Source organism: Streptomyces prunicolor NBRC 13075 (genome assembly GCF_000367365.1).
Lineage (GTDB): Bacteria > Actinomycetota > Actinomycetes > Streptomycetales > Streptomycetaceae > Streptomyces > Streptomyces prunicolor.
On record NZ_BARF01000098.1, the window covers coordinates 38,789 to 57,691 of the forward strand.

Sequence of the window (18,903 nt, forward strand, 5' to 3'; positions counted from 1 at the left end):
CGGCACCACCATCGAAGCCCGGTCCGGGCGGAGCCGCGCGCGGCCAAGCCCCATTAGCGGGACGTGAGGGGCCGAGCGGGTGAAATCCAGGCCGGCCGGGGCGCCCCTTCAGGGGCGCGGGGCTGTGTCGATTTGCGGCTCCGCCGCGTGGGCGCGATCAGCCCCCGCCGGCCCGCAGCTAGGCAACTTCCTGCAGAACCTGTTCCCGAATCCGCCGACAACACCGACTGATCAACCGAGACACATGCATCTGCGAAATCCCGAACCGCTCAGCAATCCGACTCTGCGTCGCAAGCTCCATGACTCTCGAACGCGTTCCCGCGCTCGGGGTCGTACCGGTCGACGAACAAACGCACACCATCTCAAGGCACGGACACCCACCGTTCAGTCCCGCTCGCGTGCCCCCTGCCGGGTCCGGCCGGGGGCCACGAGGCGACGCGGGTGGCGGCGCAGGTACTCGCCCTCCAGCCCGGCCATCCGGTCGTTGTGCGCGCGCAGCGCGTCGTTCGAGCCGTACAGCAGGGTGTCGTGGCGCGTGCGGTGGATGGTCTCCAGCTCCTTCATGAGCTGAGCATCGTCCAGGCGCGCAGGGTCGACTCCGGTCATGGTGTGCCCCGCTCGTCGAGTCTCAGGGTCCTGAGTCCACTCTACGAACATTCCGGCATTCCGGCCCCGCGGCCTCTGTACCAAGGTGACCGCCGCGCCCCGCGCGGAAGGGCTACCGCGCCCGCTCCACCCGCCGCTCGTCCCACACCGGCTCGGTCGTCTCACGCACTTTGCCGTCGCTGCCGAAGACCAGATACCGGTCGAAGGACCGGGCGAACCACCGGTCGTGCGTGACGGACAGAACCGTGCCGTCGAACGCTTCCAGTCCCTCCTGCAGAGCCTCGGCGGACTCCAGGTCGAGGTTGTCGGTCGGCTCGTCGAGCAGAAGAGCCGTCACACCCTGGAGTTCCAGCAGCAGGATCTGAAAACGCGCCTGCTGCCCACCGGAGAGCCGGTCGAAGCTCTGCTCGGCCTGGCCGGTGAGCTCGTAGCGCCGCAGTCGGGACATGGCGGGGCCCTGGGCCTGCGCGTGTTCCTTCCACAGGATGTCGAGGAGGGTGCGCCCCTGGAGTTCGGGGTGGGCGTGGGTCTGAGCGAAGTGCCCGGGCACAACACGTGCCCCGAGCTTCCACTCCCCCGTGTGCTTCACTTCCTCGCCGGCGAGGAGCCGCAGGAAGTGCGACTTGCCCGAGCCGTTGGAGCCGAGGACGGCGACGCGTTCGCCGTAGAAGACCTCCAGGTCGAAGGGCTTCATCAGCCCCGTCAGTTCAAGTCCCTTGCAGGTGACGGCCCTTACGCCCGTGCGGCCGCCCTTGATGCGCATGGTGATGTCCTGCTCGCGGGGCGGCTCAGGGGGCGGTCCGGCCTCCTCGAACTTGCGCAGGCGCGTCTGGGCCGCGGCGTAACGGGACGCCAACTCGTGGCTGATGGAGGCGGCCTGACGGAGGTTCAGGACGAGCTTCTTCAGCTGGGCGTGCTTCTCGTCCCAGCGGCGGCGCAACTCCTCGAAGCGGGCGAAGCGTTCACGTCGGGCCTCGTGGTAGGTGGCGAAGCCGGCGCCGTGCACCCAGGCGTCGGCGCCGGTGGGCGAGGGTTCCACGGAGACGATCTTCTCGGCGGCGCGGGCGAGGAGTTCACGGTCGTGGGAGACGAACAGGACCGTCTTGCGGGTCTCCTTGAGCCGCTCCTCGAGCCAGCGCTTGCCGGGCACGTCAAGGTAGTTGTCCGGCTCGTCCAGGAGCAGCACCTCTTCGCTGCCCCGCAGCAGCGCCTCCAGCACGAGCCGCTTCTGCTCACCACCGGAGAGGGTGCTGACCTGCCGGAACTGCGCCTTGTCGTACGGCACTCCGAGCGCGGCCATGGTGCACATGTCCCACAGGGTCTCGAACTCGTAGCCGTGCACCTCGGCCCAGTCCGACAGGGCCTGCGCGTAGGCGAGTTGGGCCGCCTCGTCGTCGACGGTCATGATGCCGTGCTCGGCCTTGTCGACCTCGGCGGCGACCTCGCGGATGCGGGGCGGTGCGACCGACACCAGCAGATCCCGTACGGTCGTCTCGTCGCGTACGGATCCCACGAACTGGCGCATCACGCCCAGGCCGCCGCTCACGGTGACCGTGCCGCCGTGCGGTTTCAGTTCGCCGGAGATCAGCCGCAGCAGGGTCGTCTTGCCGGCGCCGTTGGGCCCGACCAGGGCGACCACGGCGCCTTCGCCGACCCGGAAGGACACATCGCCGAGCAGCGGCCTCCCGTCGGGGAGGTAGTACTCGAGGTGTGCGGCTTCCAGATGTCCCATGACCACGCATTCTGTGGGGCGGCCTCGCGGACCGGCAAACCCTTATTGTGCCCGCCAAAACCGCACCGAGATTTCGCTAGGGCTTCTGGTCCTCGTCGAGCGGCTGTCCGGTCGGGCCGCCGTCCGTGTCCGGTGCGGCCGTCTCCACGACGGCGCCCTCCCAGAACAGTGCCTTCCAGCCGTCGGCCGGGGAGCCGTCCAGGATCACGATGCCGGTGTTGTCGAGGGGGCGGGCGGCGGCGAAGTCCACGTCGATGTTGTCGGCGCGGGCGGACGTCCACATCCGGATCGCGGCGCCGTGGCTGATCATGGCGACGGTGCGGGCGCCGCTGTCCGCGGCCTCCGCGATCACGCTGTCGTAGCGGGCGAGGGCCTCGGCGCCACTCTCGCCGCCGGGCATCCGCAGCTCCGTGTCACCGGCCGCCCACGCGAACACGATCCGCATGTACTCGTGGCCGGGCTCCGTGTCGCCGGGCAGCATCTCCAGGTCACCGGCGGTCAGCTCGCGGATGCCGTCGCGGACGCGTACGTCGAGGCCGCGGGCGGCGGCCAGCGGGGCCGCGGTGTGCTGGGTGCGGATCAGGGTGGAGGCGTAGAGGGCCTCGATGTCCTCGTCGGCGAGGGCCTCCGGGAGGGCGACGGCCTGGCGGCGGCCCAAGTCGGTCAGCTCCGCGCCGGGGACGGCCGTGTCGAGGAGGTAGGCCACGTTGGCCGTCGTCTGGCCGTGGCGTATGAGGAGCAGGCGCATGCGGGGGTCCTCCGATGGAACGGTCCATCCACGGTCCGGGCGGAACGGGCCGCCGACGGTGGATGTCGCTGGAACGGGCCGCCGACGGTGGATGACGTTGGAACGGTCCACCGACGGTCCGCCGGGCAGCAAACGGCCATTTCAGGGTACCCGGCAGAGCATGAGCCCTGACGTCGACCTCACGGTCCCCCTCCCCGGCCGCCACGCCCTGCGCGAGTGGCTGCTCTCCCTCGACTCGCGCCTCTTCGAGGTGGCCGCCGACCGGAACTGGCCCGCCGGCGAGCCCGTGCTGCCGCGGCTGAGCCGGAGCGCCAATCACGGCGTGCTGTGGTTCGCGACGGCCGCCGCGGTGGCCGCGAGCCGCACTCCGCGGGCCCGCCGGGCCGCCGCCCGGGGCATCGCCTCCCTGTCCCTGGCCTCGCTGGCCATCAACACGATCGGCAAGCGGACCGTGCGCCGCCCCCGTCCCGTCCTGGACCCCGTCCCGCTGGGCCGGCAGCTGAAGCGGCAGCCGATCACCACCTCGTTCCCGTCCGGGCACGCGGCGTCGGCGGCGGCCTTCGCGACCGGTGTGGCCCTGGAGTCCCCCGCCTGGGGCGCGGTGGTGGCGCCGATCGCGTTCTCGGTCGCCGCCTCCCGCGTCTACACCGGTGTCCACTTCCCGAGCGACGTGCTGGCGGGCGCCGCCCTCGGCGCGTGCGCGGCGTTCGCGGTGCGGGGCATGGTGCCGACGCGTGGGCAGATCGTGCCGCCGGCCCGTGCCCGCGCCGAGGTCCCGGCGCTGGAGGCCGGCGAGGGCCTGGTCATGGTGGTCAACTCGGCGTCGGGCAGCGCGGACCGGGCGGACGCGCTGACGGACTTCCTGCCCGGCGCGGAGGTCGTGGCTTGCCAACCGGCGGACATACAGACCGAGTTGGAGAAGGCGGCGGCCCGCGCCCGGGTGCTCGGGGTGTGCGGCGGCGACGGCACGGTGAACGCGGCGGCCGAGGTCGCCCTGCGTCACGGCCTGCCCCTAGCGGTCCTCCCGGGCGGCACGCTCAACCACTTCGCCTACGACCTCGGCGTGGAGGGCCCGCGCGATCTGAGCAGGGCGATCAAGCAGGGCGCCGCCGTACGCGTGGACGTCGGCCGGTTCAGGTCCGGTGCCACCCGGGGCATCTTCCTCAACGCCCTGAGCCTGGGCGTCTATCCGGAGCTGGTGCGCGAGCGGGAGCGCTGGGCGCCCCGGATCGGCGGCTGGCCGGCGGGCGTCCTCGCGGCGCTGTGGGTGCTGCGCGCGGACCGGCATCCGCTGGAGGCCGAACTCGACGGCCGTACCCGCCCGTTGTGGCTGCTGTTCGCCGGCAACGGCACCTATCACCGGATGGGGATCGCCTCCGGCCGCCGCGTCGACCTGGCGGACGGGCGTCTCGACATCCGGCTCGTGCACGGCGGCAGGAGGCCCGCACTGCGTCTGCTCGCGGCGGCCCTCGCGGGCCCGTTCACCCGCTCCCCCGCCCACGCGGCGGCCCAGGTGCACCGCCTGCGCCTGAGCGGTCTGGCGCCGGGCACGCTGCTCGCCTACGACGGCGAAGTCACGGATGTGGCAGGCGAGTTGACGTTGGAGGAGCAGCCCGAGGCACTGACCGTGTACCGCCCGCCGACAGAGACCCTGATCACCCATCAGTCCACATTGTAAAACGCAGGTCTCATCATGCGACATGCGCGCGTACCGTTCTGCCTACGCCGAAGAAGACGCGAAGGGGTAGGTAGAGCCATGCCGAAGCCGCAGGAGACCGCCGTCTACACGCACGGGCACCACGAGTCCGTACTGCGTTCGCACACCCAGCGCACCGCCGCCAACTCCGCGGCCTACCTGCTCGGTTCGCTCAAGCCGCACATGAAGATCCTGGACATCGGCTGCGGTCCGGGCACGATCACCGCGGACCTGGCGGCGCTGGTACCCGACGGGCACGTCACCGGTGTCGACCGCGAGCCGGGCATCCTGGACCAGGCCCGGGCCACCGCCGCCCAACGCGGCCTGACGAACGTCGACTTCGCGGTCGCCGACGTGCACGCGCTGGACTATCCGGACAACACGTTCTGTGTGGTCCACGCCCATCAGGTGCTCCAGCACGTGGGCGATCCGGTGCAGGCGCTGCGCGAGATGATCCGGGTGACCAAGCCGACCGGGTTCATCGCCGTCCGCGACGCGGACTTCGCGGTCATGACCTGGTACCCGCTGGTGCCGGGGCTGGACGACTGGCTGGACCTGTACCGCCGGGTGGCCCGCGCCAACGGGGGCGAGCCGGATGCCGGACGGCGTCTCAAATCGTGGGCACTGCGGGCGGGGCTGACGGACGTCACGGCCACCTCCAGCACCTGGACGTTCCACACCCCGGACGAGCGGGCCTGGTGGAGCGGCCTGTGGGCGGACCGTACCGTCGCCTCCTCGTATGCCGGGGTCGCCACCGAGGGCGGCCACGCGACCGCCGATGAGCTGACCGCCGTATCGGAGGCGTGGCGGGAGTGGGGGAAGCGGGAGGACGGCTGGTTCGCCGTGCTGCACGGGGAGATCCTGGGCCGTAAGGGCGCGTGATCCGCCGGTTCGGGGGCACTCGGGCGGTCAGGAGGTTACACACATGGTTCCGATCCTGATCGTCCTTCTGCTGGCGCTGGTCCTGTTCGGCGCCGGCTTCGCAGTGAAGATCCTCTGGTGGGTGGCGCTGATCGTGCTCGCCGTGTGGCTGCTCGGCTTCCTGGTGCGCGGCACCTCGGCGGGCGGCGCCAGGGGACGCTGGTACCGCTGGTAGCGGACCACCTCATCACCCCACAGACATCGGGCCCGTGCCCGCCGGGAAGTCGGCGGGCACGGGCCCCTGGCGGCGAGCGCGTTCAGCGCACGACCGCCGTCTCCACCAGCAGCCGCCCGGCCGCCGCGATCGACTCCGCGTCGATGCCGGCCGCGTGCAGCTGCTCGGCCGGGCTCGCCGAGCCGGGCATGGTGCGTACGGCGAGCCGGACCAGGCGCGGCACCGGCCGGCCGTCGAGGAAGGCGTCCAGGACCGCGTCCCCGACACCGCCCTGGGGATGGTGGTCCTCGACGGTGAGCAGACAGCCGGTGTCCTCGGCGGCCTGGCGCAGGGTCTCCACGTCGACGGGCTTGACCGAGTACAGGTCGACGACCCGCACCTGGATGCCGTCGCGGTCGAGCGCGTCGGCGGCGGCCAGCGCCTCGGGCACGGTCACCCCGGCGGCCACGATCGTCAGGCGGTCCCGGCTGGAGAAGCGCAGCACCTTGCTGCCGCCGACCGGGAACTCCTCGTCGGGGCCGTAGACGACCGGCCCGGCGCCGCGCGAGGTCCGCAGATAGCGCACGCCTTCCAGGCCGGCCATGGTGGCGACGAGCCGGGCGGTCTGGTTGGCGTCACACGGGTACAGCACGGTCGAGCCGTGCACCGCGCGCATCATCGCCAGGTCCTCCAGGCCCATCTGCGAGGGCCCGTCCTGCCCGATCGACACACCAGCGTGCGAGCCGACCAGGTTGATCCCCGCGCCACTGACGGCGGCCATGCGGATGAAGTCGTACGCGCGCGTGAAGAACGCCGCGAACGTGGAGGCGTACGGCACCCAGCCGCGCGCCGCGAGCCCGACCGCGGTGCCGACGAGCTGCTGCTCGGCGATGTAGCACTCGAAGTAGCGGTCGGGGTGTTCCTTGGCGAAGTACTCGGTGCGGGTGGAGTCACCGACCTCGCCGTCGAGCGCCACGACGTCACCGCGGGCGGCGCCGAGCGCGGCGAGGGCCTGGCCGAAGGCGTCGCGGGTGGGGACGTCGTCGCCCCGGTCGTAGCGCGGGAGCTCCAGGTGGTCGGCGCGTACGGAGTGCAGCGCGCGGGCGGCGGAGGGTTCCCGCACCTGGACACGCAGATCGCGCGGGCCGCCCAGTTCGGCGATCGCCGCGTCCGCGTCCGGCAGCGGTTTGCCGTGCAGGCCCTCGCGGTCCTGGACGGACGCGACGCCCTTGCCCTTGAGGGTGCGGGCGAGGATCACGGTGGGCTGCCCATGCGTGGACGCTGCCTCGCCGTACGCGCGGTCGACGGCGTCCACGTCGTGTCCGTCGATCTCCACCGTGTGCCAGCCGAAGGCCTGGAACCGGCGCGCGTACGCGTCCAGGTCGTGCCCGTGCCGGGTCGGTCCGCGCTGCCCGAGCCGGTTGACGTCGACGATCAGGGTGAGGTTGTCGAGGTGTTCGTACGCCGCGTGCTCGGCGGCCTCCCACACCGAGCCCTCGGCCAGCTCGCTGTCCCCGCACAGCACCCACACGCGGTACCCGGCGCGCTCAAGGCGTTTGCCGGACAGGGCGATGCCGACGCCGACCGGGAGTCCCTGGCCGAGCGAGCCGGTGGCGGTCTCGACCCACGGGAGCCGCTGCGGAGTGGGATGCCCTTCGAGACGGCTGTCCAGCATGCGGAAGGTGAGCAGTTCGGCGTCGTCGATCGCTCCTGCGGCCTTGTAGGCGGCGTAGAGCAGGGGTGAGGCGTGTCCCTTGGAGAGGACGAAGCGGTCGTTGCCGGGGTGGGCGGGGCGGTCGAAGTCGTAGCGGAGGTGGTGGGCGAGCAGGACGGCCATCAGGTCCGCGGCGGACATGGAGGACGTGGGATGACCGGAGCCCGCCGCGTCGGCGGCCCGCACACTGTCCACGCGCAGTTGCTGTCCGAGTTCGACGAGTTCACCGGTGTTCATGAGGCTCCTTCGGAGGGTGGCCGTGCGAGGCATTCCGCGTCCCCCTGAGCAGGCCGCCCAAACACGTGCCGAACGCTCACCGGGATCGCCCGAAAGGATCACCACGGCCCGCCCGCCCCAACTAGGCTCGTCCGTATGGAGATTCTGGGAGCCACGCTGCGTATCTGCGTCGACGACCTGGAGACCGCCGTCCCCTTCTACGAACGGCTCGCGGGAGGCACCGCGCTCCGTTTCGAGCGGGGTGGGGTCTCGGTGGCCGCGGTCGGCTGTTTCCTGCTGATGAGCGGGCCGTCGGCGGAGCTGGAGGTGTTGCGCAAGGTCGCCGCCACCATCGCCGTCAAGGACGTCGACGAGACCCACGCGGTCCTGACCGAACTGGGCGCCCACATCGTCGCGGGCCCCATCGCCTCACCGGCGGGCCGCAACCTGATCGCGATGCATCCGGACGGGATGGTCTACGAGTACGTGGACCGGCGGGGCTGATCGGAAACCGCCGGTCCGCGGTTCGTCTCAGGGCGTGTCCGGGCGCATCCTGAAGTCGTAGCGCGTCGGCAGTGGCTCATCGGTGAGCCGGGACCACAGCCGACCGATCGACTCCGCGCCCTCGCGCAGGTCGGCGACCTCGAAGCCGTCGGCGAAGACCGCCCACGCGTCGTCGCGCCGCCCTTCCGCGAGCAGCAACTCGGCCTGGAGCAGCAGGAATCGGCCGCGTTCCCGGGTCACGGGATGCAGCATCTCCCACACCGCCCGGGCGTCCGCCGTCCGCCGCACCCGCAGCAGCGCCTCGACGGCCTCCCGCCCGAGCGCGGCCGTCGCGGCGGTCCACCGCTCCCCCGCGTCCCGCCGCTCATGACACAGATCGGCGAAGGCCTCGTTGTACCGGTCCGCGGCCCGCTCGTGGTTCCCCGCCTCCTGATCGGCTACGGCGAGGCAGCGCAGCAACGGCCAGAGGGACGGGGCGAGTTCGAGGGCCCGCTCCCAACTCCGCACCGCCTGCGCCCGATCACCGGCGTGCCACTGCGCGACGCCGAGGTGGTACTCGGTGAGCGGGGTCGCGGGCGCGGTCTCCAGCATGTCCCGCCAGTGCGAGGCGACCAGTGTCTCGCCGGGCGGCCGGACCCGGCGCGGCTCGGGCAGGACACCGCTGCGCAGGAGTTCCGCCCAGGGCGCCTGGGCCTCGCCGAGCATGGACTCCTCGAAGGGCGTGCCGGGCAACTTCCAGTCGGTGCGCAGGACTTCGAGGGTGCCCCAGCCGGAGCCGGTCGCGAGGATCTCACCGGGTTCGGTGTCGGCATACGGCTTCCAGGCGGTATAGGCGGCGTCCAAGTCGGCGCGAGGCAGGGCGGTTTCGAGCCGCGCCTCGGCACCGTCCACGACGGCGGACCACTCCCCCGCCGCCTCGGCGTCGAGCGGCCCGTACGCCTCCAGCCAGGACACCTCGCTCTCCGGGTCCAGCCTTACGTGCTCCAACTGGGTACGGGCCAGGCCTGCTTGGATCTCGCAGTAGCCGCCGGTCCCGGGCTCGGTGAGCCACTCCTGCCAGCGCCGGCCGCCGGTGCCGGTGCCGGTGCCCCACACGAACAGCTTTCGCCCCCGCAGCGCATCGGTGGACGTCTGCACCAGCCCGTGCCCGTCCGCGTCGAGCGCGGCGATCCAACGGCGCCGCCCGTCCGGCATCTCGTAGAAGTAGTCGGCTGCGTAGGGGCTGTTGAGGGGATAGGACCGGTCCAATCCGTCGTACGACGGCACGGGCACCCGGCGCAGCCGCCGCTCGTATCCGAAGTGCCAGGCCTCCTCCGCCGGTGCGAGGACCCGGTGTTCCTCCGGTACCGCGATGTTGGACCACCAGTAGGTGGGCGCGGGCCGCTCGTGCGGGTTGCGGATGCGGACGCCGACGTAGAGGAAGTCGGAGCCGTCCGGGAGCCAGAGGTCGACCTGGAAGGGGAGGTCGCGGAGGCGTTCCCACTCCCAGAGGCGGAGCATCTCGCCGCCGTCGGGGGCGGGAACGCGGGCCGCGTGCAGGGGTGCGCAGGAGAGGGTGGTGTGGCCGGTGGCGCCGATGTTCCACTCGATGCCGCCGGAGAACCAGGCACCGTTGAGGGCGAAGTTGGCGGGCTGCAACACCGGGTTGCGGTACAGGAGTTCACGGTCGGTGGGCTTGTGGACGAGGGAGGCGATCCGGCCGCCGAGGGCGGGCAGCACGGTGGCGCGGAGCCGGTCGTTCTCGATCACGAGGGCGTCGATGCGGCGGGGTGTGCGGTCTCTGTCGTAGCCGTCCCGGACGCGGGTCGGCAGCAGGCTGCGGAGGGGTTCGTAGCCGACCTGCCGGGCCATGTCGCGCGGCAGGTCCTCGCGGTCCCGGTCGTCGACACGGTGTGTCTCGTCGAGCGGACACAGTGGGGGCAGCGGGTTGTCCGGACCCAACTCGGCGGTGGGCAGGGTCAGTACCTCACGTCGGATCGTCGTCACGATCACTATGGAACCCGGCAACGGGTGCGGTGGCCAGGGGCATTGCCAGTCAGGATTCCGCAAAGACGGGGGCCCGCGGGGAGCGGGCGGAAAAATCCGCGTGCGGTCGCCGCTCGCCGACGTACAGTCGGGCCGTTCGACGACAGGGACCGAGGAGTGGAACAGCGGATGGGCGAGCAGCACACGTACCGGGTGATCGTCCGGGGCACCTGGGACGCACTGACGGACGAGGCGCGGCAGCGGCTGCTGGGCGAGGCGGCGGAGCACGGGATGCTGAGCATGCGGTTCACCGAGGAGGGCTCGCTCAGTTACGAACCGGCGCCGCTCAAGCACTTCTCGTGGCGGTATGTGGTGGTGTCGGACGCGGCGGACGGCCCGGAGATGGCGGCGGCGCTCGCGGAGGATCGCGCGGAGACCGCGCTCAAGGGCCTCGGCTACGGCTTCCGCGACCTGAAGTCGACGGTGACGGACCTGGACACGATGAAGGTCAACCGGAAGTCCGCATCTCGGCGGTGATCGCCCAGCGCTCGTGGTCCCGCCACGCGCCGTCGATGTAGATCATGTCCGGCGAGAAGCCTTCGAGGCGGAACCCGCAGCTGCGGGCGAGGGCGATCGACGCGGCGTTGGTGGGCTGCACGTTGATTTCGAGCCGGTGCAGCCGCATCGGTCCGAAGGCGTGCCCCACCACGAGGTTCATCCCCTCGCGCATCAGCCCGCGCCCGGCCGCGTGCGCGAAGGCGCCGTAGCCCAGCGCTCCGCACTGGAAGCCGCCCTGGACGATGTTGTTGATGTTGATGAACCCGGCGATGCCGCCGCCGTCCACCTCACACACGAGGAACCCGGCCTTGGTCGGATCCTGGATCAGCCGCCGCGCGTAGGCGGTGTACGCGTCCCCGCTCGCCGGCGGGAACAGCCACGGCTGGTGCAGGTCCTTGCTCTCCCTGGCACGCGAGGTGAACTCGGCACCGTCCTCGTAGGAGAAGTGGCGAATGCCCACGCGGGGGCCCTCGGCGAGATAGCGGGAAGCGGTGTGCGGCATCCCGACACCCTAATCCGGCCTAGCGGCGGCGTCGCATGAAATACCACCCGCACAGGGCGCCGATGATCGCCGTGCCCAGCAGAGCCATCCACAGCGGCATGGTGACCTCGGGGATCAGCAGGCGGATCTTCGTGTCGCGGGTGTTCTCGAAGATGAAGATCAGGGCCAGGACGGCGAGCAGCAGAACCGTGATCCGGGCGGGCGTCAGCACGCGTTCCCGCTGGCCGGTCCTACCGCCGCTCTCGGTGGTCTTCGGGCTCATGCCTCCAGGGTGAGCCCGAATCGCCCATCACGCACGGTGAGACTCAGTCCGCGAGGACCGGCAGCTCCAGCACCCCGGTGTCCTGCGGCGAGCTGACCACCGTGACCGGCTTGATCCCCCGGTTCCCGGTGTACGCGTCGTCGCTCGCCGCGATCACGAACCGCAGCCGGTGCCCCTTCGCGTACCGGTGCACGATCCCCGGCAGGGTGACCGTGAAGCTCTTCGTGACGTCCGGCACGCGGACAGGAGCGACCAACCGGTGGACAAGGGTGTTGGTGCCGTCGGGGGCGAGATCGTAGAGCTTGGCGAAGAGGACCAGGTTGTCGGCCGCGTCGCCGGAGTTCTGGACGCGCCGTGCCTCCGGTGAGACGACCTTGAGCGTCGCCTTCGGGGCGCCGACGACGTCCGTGGTACGGGCCAGGGGTGGACCGGTCCAACCCAGGTACGTGCCCGCCATGTCGTACGGCGCCGGGTCCGGCAGGCCGATCGTCCCGGCCAACGAGCTCTCCGAATGGCTCGTGGGGACAAGCCGGTTGGCGTACTTACCGCTGCCACGCGCCACCTTCGCCCGGTCGTCCACCAGCTTGCCGTCGCCGGAGAGGTACAACTTCTCGTCGAGCGCAGGGAGTTGGTTCGCGGTGGCGTAGGTGTCGGCGGGGTCCGTGATCCAGTCGCGGTAGTAGGCGAACGCCGGTCCGGTGTCCGTGTCCGTCCGCCGGAGCAGATAGCGGTCGAACCAGGCCGCGATGCGCCTGCCGACATAGCTCGACTCCAAGTCGCCCTGACTCAGGTCGAGTTCACCGGCGACCGGCGCTGCCGTCCCGCTGCTGTGCCCCAGCGACTGCCAGATCATCTTCGCGGTCGTCCCGTGCGCCTTCAGCGTCTTGTACGTCGCCGTCGCCTCGTTGAGGTTGAACAGGCTGTCGGCCTGCCCCTGGACGAGCAGCGTCGGTGCCTTCACCCGGTTCAGATACGACACCGGCGAGACGCTGCGCATGTAGGCGAGCAGGTCGGCCGTCGCCCTGGTCGGGTAGCTCCCGGAGTTCAGGGTGCGGAACATGGCGCAGGCCCTGGTGACGAAGTGCAGACAGGTGAGGGAGTTGATCCGGGTCGGGTCGAGGCTCGGTACGGTCAGGGGCTGGGTCTCGCCGGTGAGGTAGAAGCTGTTGGCCCACTGCCACTTGAAGGCGCCTGGAACGGTCCAACCGCCTTCGCCGACCGTGTTGTCGGGAGCGAGGGAGTTGGGGTCGAGGGAGTACGCCAGGTCGTTCCAGGTGATCAGCGGGACGAGCGCGTCGACCCGGTGGTCCACGGCCGCCGTCGCCAGCTGGACCGCGCCCCCGTACGAGCCGCCGATCATCCCGACGCGCGGATCGCCCTTCGCGTCGAGCGTCACGAAGTCGGCCCTGGTCCCGTCGACGGCGGCCCGCGTCCCCGCCAGGAAGTCGATCAGCCCCGAGGCGGCCGCCCCGTCGATGCGTGGATCGTCGAGCGAGATGAGACACCCCGACCTTCCGAAGCCCAGCCCCGAGTAGACGAGCCCGACATAGCCGCGCCGTGCGAAGACCTTGCCGATGGCGTCCGTCGAACCGTCCGACTTGCTGCCCCCGAAGCCGTTGGTCGCCAGCACGGCGGGCGCCGGGTTGGAACGGTCCACGCCCGCGGGCCGGTACAAATCGGCGTCGACCGTGCAGTCCCGGCCGCCCGCGGGGACGGTGAACTTCAGCGCGGTGACGGTGTATTGGTCGGCGGCGGTGGCGGGACCGCCGAGGGCGAGGGGTGCGGTGAGGGTGAGCGGTGCGGTGAGCGTGAGAGCCAGCGCGGCGCGGATTCCAGGCACACGACGGGACACAGGGACCTCCACACTGAGGACAACCCGACTGAGGACGAAGAAAGACTGAGGGCAGACGAAGAGGGGCTGAGGGCAACCGAATGGGGAGCAAGGCGACTGACGACAGGGCGACTTGGTGACCGTTCGAGAAGCGGGCGGCTACCGCAGTGCGGGCTCGTCCAGCGTCAACGTGCCTGTGTCCGCGTCGAGTTCGGCCGCCACGCCGAGGGGTATCGTCAGCGCCCCCTCGCCGTGCCCGAACCCGAACTCCTCCACCACGGGCACACCGAGTCCGCCGAGCCGGTCGACGAACACGGGGCGCAGTCTCTCGTACGGTCCGCATCCGGCCCAGGAGCCGAGCGCGATCCCGGCGACGCCGTCCAGCCAGCCGCTGCGCAGGAGTTGGGTCAGCATCCGGTCGACGCGGTACGCGAGTTCGCCGATGTCCTCGATCATCAGCAGCCCGCCGCGCGCACCGGCGGGCGCGTGCGGGGTGCCGAGGTCGGAGGTGAGCAGGCTCAGACAGCCGCCGAGGGTGACGCCCCGAGCCCGCCCCGGCACCAGTACGCCGCCGGTCGGGGCGGCATGGATGGTCCGCACGGACTCCGGGTCGAAGAGGGTCGCCCTCAAGTGCTCCTGCGTGCGGGCGTTCTTGATGAAGTCGGCGCCGGCCGCGGCGGGCCCGTACAGGGTGACCAGGCCCAGCCGGGCGGCGAACGCCTGGTGCAGCACGGTGGGGTCGCTGAAGCCGACGAACACCTTCGGCCCGGCGGCCCGCATCGCCTCCCAGTCGAGGAGCTCGATGATGCGCTGCACGCCGTAGCCGCCGCGGGCGCACAGCACGGCGGCCACGGACGGGTCGCACCAGGCGTTCTGCAGATCGGCCGCGCGGTCGGTTTCCGTGCCCGCCAGGTAGCCCAACTCGCCGTGCCGGTCCCGCACATGGGGTGCCACGACCGGATCGAGGTCCCAGCCGCGCAGGATGTCGAGGCCCGCCTCCAGCCGTTCCTCGGCCACCGGCCCGCTGGGCGCGACGACGGCGACGCGGGCGCCGGGGGCGAGTCGGTACGGCCGGACGAGCGCGGTCACTTGGTGAGCTCCAGGGTCGGGACGCCGGGCGGTTCGATGCCGAAGACCTGGGCGTACAGGGAGAGTTCGGCCTCCAGGGCGCGGATCATGGTGTCGGCGCGGCGGAAGCCGTGGCCCTCGCCCTCGAACGCGAGGTAGGCGTGCGGGACTTGGCGTCCGCGCATCCGCTCCAGGAAGCGTTCGCACTGGACTGGCGGGCAGATCACGTCGGCCAGGCCCTGCATCAGCAGGAAGGGCGCGGTGACCCGGTCGGCGTGCTCGACGGGTGAGCGCTCGGCGTACCGGGCGGGCACCTCGGCGAGCGGTCCGACCAGGGTCTCCAGGTAGCGGGACTCGAAGTCGTGGGTCTCCCCCGAGGCCCAGTTGGCCAGGTCGAGGACGGGATAGATGATGGTGCCGCAGGCGTAGACGTCGGTCGTGACGAGGGACGCGGCGCTGGTCCAGCCGCCGGCGCTGCCGCCCCTGATCGCGAGCCGGGCGCGGTCGGCGGTGCCCTCGTCGGCGAGGGCGAGCGCGACGGCGGCGCAGTCCTCGACGTCGACGACACCCCACTGCTCGCGCAGCCGGTTGCGGTACTCGCGGCCGTGCCCGGTCGAGCCGCCGTAGTTGACCTCGGCGACGCCGATGCCGCGCGAGGTGAAGTAGGCGATCTCCAGGTCGAGGACGAGCGGCGCCCGGCTGGTGGGTCCGCCGTGCGCCCAGATGACGTACGGCGGCAGTTGGTCGCCCGGCGCGGCCCAACTCGGGTTGTGCGGTGGGTAGATGTGGGCGTGGATATCGCGTCCGGCGGGGCCGTCGAAGGTGCGGATCTGCGGTTCGGGATAGTGGGCGGGGTCGACGGGGTCGTCGTGGGCGGCGCCGATGACCCGGGCTCTGCCGGTGCGGGTGTCGAGTTCGACGACCTCGTAGGCGCTGCGCGGGCTGGCTCCGACGCCGACGATCCGCTCGCCGTGCACCGCGAGGGTGGAGGCGAACTCGGTCCAGGGTCCGGCCGCGTCGACGACCTCGCCGGTCTCCGGGTCCAGGACGCCGAGCAGGGTGGCGCCCCGGCCGTGCACGACGGCGATCGGGCCGCTCTCCAGGGGTGCGAACCAGCGCTGGCCGAGCTTCCACAGCGGCCCGCCGAACTCCTCCTCGCGGGCGCACAGCGGCTGGTGGTCGCGGTAGAGGTTCCACCAGCCGGTGCGGTCGCTCGCGTACAGCAGCGAGCCGTCGAACCCCCAGTCGACCTGCGCGATCGACTCCTCGGGCCCACCGGCGACGTTCCGCGGCTCCCCGAACGCGCCGTCGTCGGCCACCTCGGCGAGCATCAACTCCGTGCCGTCCCAAGGCATCCGAGGATGATCCCAGCCGAGCCAGGCCGCCTTCCGCCCGTCGGGCGAGATCCGCAGCCCGGACACGAACCGGTGCTGTTCGCCGGTGAGTTCACGTACGGCGTGCCGGTCCTCGGCGGCGGACCGGTCCAACGGTACGGCGGCCAGGACGCGCCGCACATCACCGGGGCCCTCGCCGGTGAACTCCTCAAGAACGCACCACACTTCACCCAGGTCCGGGCGCACCTGCGGTTCCGCCCAGCGGAGTCCGCCGCCCACGGGAGAGACCGGCGTCAGAGGCTCCGGTTCGCTCCCCGGCTGGTAAAGGTAGAGCCGCTGGTCGGTGAAGTTCACGAAGACCACGAGAGGTTGGCCGTTTTGGACCGTTCCAGCCCAGGGCAGTCCGCCGTACTCCATGACCCGGCTGCGGACGTTCCACGGCGCGGGCAGCACCGGCTCCTCGGTGCCGTCCGCGAGGCGCCGTACCAGGGTGCGGCGGCCGCCCTCGGTGGGCCGTGGTTCGGTCCACCAGACCTCGTCGCCGACGAAACCGACCCACTCGGGATGTCCGTCATGCGCGGCGGCGAGCGCCGCGTCGATGGGCGAGGGCCACGAGCCGTACGCCAACGTCCGCATGCTTTCCCTCACTTGCTAGGCGTTCCGCAGGAAGCGGTCGAGGACGTGGACGCCGAAGTGCAGTGCCTCGACGGGGACACGCTCGTCGACTCCGTGGAACAGCGCCTGGTAGTCGAAGCCCTCGGGGAGCTTCAGTGGTGCGAAGCCGTAGCCGGTGATGCCGAGGCGTGAGAACTGTTTGGCGTCCGTGCCGCCGGACATGCAGTACGGGACCACATGCCCCTCGGGTGCGAACTCCTCGACGGCGGACCGCATCTGAGCGTACGTCAGGGAATCGACCGGCGCCTGGAGGGCCACCTCGCGGTGGTGGAACTCCCAGTCGACGTCCGGTCCGGTGAGCCGGTCCAGGGTGATGCGGAACTCGTCCTCGCCGCCCGGCAGATAACGTCCGTCGACGTAGGCCACGGCCTCGCCCGGGATCACGTTGACCTTGTAACCGGCGTCCAGCATGGTCGGGTTGGCACTGTTGCGGACCGTGGGCTCGACGAGCTTGCCCGCCGGGCCGAGCTTGGTCAGGAGCCCGTCGACATCGTCAAGGTCGGCGTCGATGCCGTACAGGGCGGCGAGTTCGGTGAGGGAGGCACGGACGGTCGGGGTGAGCCGTAGCGGCCATTCGTGCTCGCCGATGCGGGTGATCGCGGCGGCGAGACGGGTGACGGCGTTCTCGTGGTTGACCTTGGAGCCGTGGCCCGCCCGGCCGCGCGCGGTCAACTTCAGCCAGCCGGTGCCGCGTTCGCCGGCCGCGATGGGGTAGATCTCCCGGCCACCGCCGTCATGGAAGGTGAACGCCCCTGATTCGCTGATGCCTTCGGTGCAGCCCTCGAAGAGCCCGGCATGCTGGTCGGCGAGGAATCCGGAGCCGTCCTCGGCGCTCGCCTCCTCGTCGGCGGTGAACGCGATCACGAGGTCACGGCGGGGCCGTACGCCCAGCCGGGCCCAGGCGCGGACGACGGCGAGGATCATCGCGTCCATGTTCTTCATGTCGACCGCGCCGCGCCCCCAGACGACGCCGTCGCGGATCTCCCCGGAGAACGGGTGCACGCTCCACTCGTCGGCCTGCGCCGGTACGACGTCCAGGTGACCGTGCACGAGCAGCGCGTCCGCCGAGGGGTCGGTGCCCTCGATGCGGGCGACGACGTTGGTGCGGCCCTTGGAGCGTTCCAAGAGGATGGGTTCGAGCCCCGCGCCCGCCAGTTGCCCGGCGGCGTACTCGGCGGCGGGCCGCTCCTGGCAGTCGCCGCCGCCCCGGTTGGTGGTGTCGATGCGGATGAGGTCGGAGGTGAACGTCACGACGTCGTCCAGCGCCCGCTCGTCGATATCAGCCATACTGCTCCTCCACCGCGGCCGAAACGATCGTGGTGACCGCCTTGAAGGTTCGGATCCCCTCGTGCATGGTGTCGCTTGTGTACGCGACCTTCCGCTCCCCGACCCGCCCGACACCCGGCACGACGGTCGCGGCCATCGCGAGGTGCTCGGCGTCGAATTCCAGGGCGACGGTGAACGGCCCACCCCTGACCGGTTCCTGACGGACCGCCAGCTTCGCCGCCTCCTTCGCCGCCGCGCGGATGTCGGCGGCCGTCCTGGCCGGTGTCCGGCACACGGCCGCGTACCGCGACACATGGTCCTTGACGGCCACCTTCAGCGCCTCGGGCGCGTACCCGAGGGCGTCCTCGCAGGCCACGTCGTCACCCGTGACAAGGACCACCGGTACCCCGTACTCGGCGACGACATGCGCGTTGAGCAGACCCTCGCTCGCGCGGACGTCGTTCAGCCACACGCCGGTGATCGAGTTCGCGAGGTAGGTGTGGGCGAGGACGCCCTCCATGCCGGCGCCCGCGTGGTAGCCGACGAACGCGATGCCGTCGACGTCGCCGTGCTGCACGCCCTCCACCATGGAGAGGGACTTGTGCCGGCCGGTGAGCATCTCGGTGCGCTCGTCGAGCCGCTCCAGCAGCAGGTTGCGCATCGTCCAGTGGGCCTCGTTGACGAGCACCTCGTCGGCGCCGCCGTCGTAGAAACCGAGGACGGCCGCGTTCACGTCCGAGGTGAACAGCGAGCGGCACCGCTCCCACTGCGGTGTCCCCGGCAGCACGTCGGCCGGCCAGGTGACGCCGGTGGCACCCTCCATGTCGGCGCTGATGAGGATCTTCATGAAGCGTCACGTTACGCGTCCGTGAGGCAACTTCCTACGGGGCGGCGCGGGCACGCCGTGGATCACCGAGCGGTCCGGTCGCGCTGATCACGTACTCGTCCGCGCCGAGCGGGATGTCGTCCCAGGTGCGGGCATACAGGTCCAGTACGCGCTCGGCCTTGGGCCGGAAGTCCGGGTCGGTGAGGAAGATCCACGAGCGGTGCCGCCAGGGCTTGAGCGCGTCCTGGTCGAGCCGGCGGCACACGGTGGACCCCGAGAGGAAGGGCGCGATGCCACGCTCGACGGCCTCGCGGGCCGGCTCCGG

18 protein-coding genes and 1 pseudogene are annotated in these 18,903 nt (G+C 71.3%); 5 read left to right on the forward strand and 14 right to left on the reverse strand.

Features of this window, described 5'->3' with window-relative positions; translation table 11 throughout:
- Positions 1–178: 178 nt before the first annotated feature.
- From SPR02S_RS60985 to SPR02S_RS41265, 4 genes and pseudogenes are all read right to left on the reverse strand, one after another.
- Positions 179–289, reverse strand: a pseudogene (locus SPR02S_RS60985) (sigma factor-like helix-turn-helix DNA-binding protein); the annotation flags it as partial.
- A gap of 95 nt (positions 290–384) precedes the next feature.
- Positions 385–606, reverse strand: coding sequence for a DUF6158 family protein (locus SPR02S_RS41255; RefSeq protein WP_019062892.1), 222 nt, complete (start codon positions 604–606; stop codon positions 385–387).
- Positions 607–718: 112 nt separating this feature from the next.
- Positions 719–2,338, reverse strand: coding sequence for an ABC-F family ATP-binding cassette domain-containing protein (locus SPR02S_RS41260; protein ID WP_019062893.1), 1,620 nt, complete (start codon positions 2,336–2,338; stop codon positions 719–721).
- Between the two features lie 76 nt (positions 2,339–2,414).
- Positions 2,415–3,086 carry a histidine phosphatase family protein gene (locus tag SPR02S_RS41265; protein ID WP_019062894.1) on the reverse strand — a complete coding sequence of 224 codons (672 nt, stop codon included), beginning with the start codon at positions 3,084–3,086 and terminating at the stop codon, positions 2,415–2,417.
- Between the two features lie 160 nt (positions 3,087–3,246).
- Between SPR02S_RS41265 and SPR02S_RS41270 the strand changes: the two genes are divergently transcribed.
- From SPR02S_RS41270 to SPR02S_RS41280, 3 genes are all read left to right on the forward strand, one after another.
- A complete protein-coding gene (locus SPR02S_RS41270) occupies positions 3,247–4,764 on the forward strand; it encodes a bifunctional phosphatase PAP2/diacylglycerol kinase family protein (protein ID WP_019062895.1) in 1,518 nt (505 codons plus the stop codon).
- Positions 4,765–4,842: 78 nt separating this feature from the next.
- The gene (locus SPR02S_RS41275; protein ID WP_019062896.1) at positions 4,843–5,664 is read left to right on the forward strand and encodes a class I SAM-dependent methyltransferase; all 822 of its coding nucleotides are present in this window, start codon (positions 4,843–4,845) and stop codon (positions 5,662–5,664) included.
- A 43-nt stretch (positions 5,665–5,707) separates the two neighbouring features.
- Entirely contained in the window at positions 5,708–5,878 is a 171-nt protein-coding gene (locus SPR02S_RS41280) for a hypothetical protein (protein ID WP_019062897.1), read from the forward strand.
- 82 nt (positions 5,879–5,960) lie between these two features.
- Here SPR02S_RS41280 and SPR02S_RS41285 read toward each other — a convergent pair whose 3' ends face one another.
- Positions 5,961–7,808, reverse strand: a complete 1,848-nt coding sequence (locus SPR02S_RS41285; RefSeq protein ID WP_019062898.1) for a transketolase — start codon at positions 7,806–7,808, stop codon at positions 5,961–5,963.
- A 135-nt stretch (positions 7,809–7,943) separates the two neighbouring features.
- Between SPR02S_RS41285 and SPR02S_RS41290 the strand changes: the two genes are divergently transcribed.
- Positions 7,944–8,291 carry a VOC family protein gene (locus SPR02S_RS41290; RefSeq protein WP_019062899.1) on the forward strand — a complete coding sequence of 116 codons (348 nt, stop codon included), beginning with the start codon at positions 7,944–7,946 and terminating at the stop codon, positions 8,289–8,291.
- A 27-nt stretch (positions 8,292–8,318) separates the two neighbouring features.
- Here SPR02S_RS41290 and SPR02S_RS41295 read toward each other — a convergent pair whose 3' ends face one another.
- A complete protein-coding gene (locus SPR02S_RS41295; RefSeq protein ID WP_026151331.1) occupies positions 8,319–10,286 on the reverse strand; it encodes a DUF5107 domain-containing protein in 1,968 nt (655 codons plus the stop codon).
- Positions 10,287–10,445: 159 nt separating this feature from the next.
- On the opposite strand from SPR02S_RS41295, the gene SPR02S_RS41300 reads away from it, so the two are divergent.
- A complete protein-coding gene (locus tag SPR02S_RS41300; protein WP_019062901.1) occupies positions 10,446–10,793 on the forward strand; it encodes a DUF6204 family protein in 348 nt (115 codons plus the stop codon).
- Here the strand turns inward: SPR02S_RS41300 and SPR02S_RS41305 are convergent.
- The 8 genes from SPR02S_RS41305 to SPR02S_RS65270 form a co-directional block, all read right to left on the reverse strand.
- Positions 10,765–11,316 carry a GNAT family N-acetyltransferase gene (locus tag SPR02S_RS41305; protein ID WP_019062902.1) on the reverse strand — a complete coding sequence of 184 codons (552 nt, stop codon included), beginning with the start codon at positions 11,314–11,316 and terminating at the stop codon, positions 10,765–10,767. The genes SPR02S_RS41300 and SPR02S_RS41305 overlap by 29 nt on opposite strands.
- A 19-nt stretch (positions 11,317–11,335) precedes the next feature.
- Positions 11,336–11,578, reverse strand: coding sequence for a LapA family protein (locus SPR02S_RS41310; RefSeq protein ID WP_019062903.1), 243 nt, complete (start codon positions 11,576–11,578; stop codon positions 11,336–11,338).
- 43 nt (positions 11,579–11,621) lie between these two features.
- Positions 11,622–13,430: a CocE/NonD family hydrolase gene (locus SPR02S_RS41315; RefSeq protein ID WP_086021698.1), complete on the reverse strand. Its 1,809-nt coding sequence runs from the start codon at positions 13,428–13,430 to the stop codon at positions 11,622–11,624.
- 138 nt (positions 13,431–13,568) lie between these two features.
- On the reverse strand, positions 13,569–14,498 hold the full coding sequence (locus SPR02S_RS41320) for a S66 peptidase family protein (RefSeq protein WP_019062905.1): 930 nt from the start codon (positions 14,496–14,498) through the stop codon (positions 13,569–13,571).
- Positions 14,495–16,447 (reverse strand): S9 family peptidase, encoded by a 1,953-nt coding sequence (locus tag SPR02S_RS41325; RefSeq protein WP_019062906.1) that lies wholly within the window; start codon positions 16,445–16,447, stop codon positions 14,495–14,497. The genes SPR02S_RS41320 and SPR02S_RS41325 overlap by 4 nt, the downstream gene beginning before the upstream one ends.
- A gap of 15 nt (positions 16,448–16,462) precedes the next feature.
- The gene (locus SPR02S_RS41330) at positions 16,463–17,773 is read right to left on the reverse strand and encodes a M20/M25/M40 family metallo-hydrolase (RefSeq protein ID WP_019062907.1); all 1,311 of its coding nucleotides are present in this window, start codon (positions 17,771–17,773) and stop codon (positions 16,463–16,465) included.
- Positions 17,766–18,599 (reverse strand): M55 family metallopeptidase, encoded by an 834-nt coding sequence (locus tag SPR02S_RS41335; protein ID WP_019062908.1) that lies wholly within the window; start codon positions 18,597–18,599, stop codon positions 17,766–17,768. The genes SPR02S_RS41330 and SPR02S_RS41335 overlap by 8 nt, the downstream gene beginning before the upstream one ends.
- Before the next feature lie 34 nt (positions 18,600–18,633).
- Positions 18,634–18,843: a hypothetical protein gene (locus SPR02S_RS65270; protein WP_019062909.1), complete on the reverse strand. Its 210-nt coding sequence runs from the start codon at positions 18,841–18,843 to the stop codon at positions 18,634–18,636.
- Positions 18,844–18,903: the final 60 nt, after the last annotated feature.

What these genes read in the sequence shown, in the direction of transcription:
- SPR02S_RS41280 (WP_019062897.1), top strand. Translation starts at nt 5,708, where the DNA reads ATGGTTCCGATCCTGATCGTCCTTCTGCTGGCGCTGGTCCTGTTCGGC.
- SPR02S_RS41285 (WP_019062898.1), bottom strand. Translation starts at nt 7,808, where the DNA reads ATGAACACCGGTGAACTCGTCGAACTCGGACAGCAACTGCGCGTGGAC.
- SPR02S_RS41305 (WP_019062902.1), bottom strand. Translation starts at nt 11,316, where the DNA reads ATGCCGCACACCGCTTCCCGCTATCTCGCCGAGGGCCCCCGCGTGGGC.
- SPR02S_RS41260 (WP_019062893.1), bottom strand. Translation starts at nt 2,338, where the DNA reads ATGGGACATCTGGAAGCCGCACACCTCGAGTACTACCTCCCCGACGGG.
- SPR02S_RS41335 (WP_019062908.1), bottom strand. Translation starts at nt 18,599, where the DNA reads ATGAAGATCCTCATCAGCGCCGACATGGAGGGTGCCACCGGCGTCACC.
- SPR02S_RS41290 (WP_019062899.1), top strand. Translation starts at nt 7,944, where the DNA reads ATGGAGATTCTGGGAGCCACGCTGCGTATCTGCGTCGACGACCTGGAG.
- SPR02S_RS41275 (WP_019062896.1), top strand. Translation starts at nt 4,843, where the DNA reads ATGCCGAAGCCGCAGGAGACCGCCGTCTACACGCACGGGCACCACGAG.
- SPR02S_RS41270 (WP_019062895.1), top strand. Translation starts at nt 3,247, where the DNA reads ATGAGCCCTGACGTCGACCTCACGGTCCCCCTCCCCGGCCGCCACGCC.
- SPR02S_RS41330 (WP_019062907.1), bottom strand. Translation starts at nt 17,773, where the DNA reads ATGGCTGATATCGACGAGCGGGCGCTGGACGACGTCGTGACGTTCACC.
- SPR02S_RS41310 (WP_019062903.1), bottom strand. Translation starts at nt 11,578, where the DNA reads ATGAGCCCGAAGACCACCGAGAGCGGCGGTAGGACCGGCCAGCGGGAA.
- SPR02S_RS41325 (WP_019062906.1), bottom strand. Translation starts at nt 16,447, where the DNA reads ATGCGGACGTTGGCGTACGGCTCGTGGCCCTCGCCCATCGACGCGGCG.
- SPR02S_RS41300 (WP_019062901.1), top strand. Translation starts at nt 10,446, where the DNA reads ATGGGCGAGCAGCACACGTACCGGGTGATCGTCCGGGGCACCTGGGAC.
- SPR02S_RS41255 (WP_019062892.1), bottom strand. Translation starts at nt 606, where the DNA reads ATGACCGGAGTCGACCCTGCGCGCCTGGACGATGCTCAGCTCATGAAG.
- SPR02S_RS41265 (WP_019062894.1), bottom strand. Translation starts at nt 3,086, where the DNA reads ATGCGCCTGCTCCTCATACGCCACGGCCAGACGACGGCCAACGTGGCC.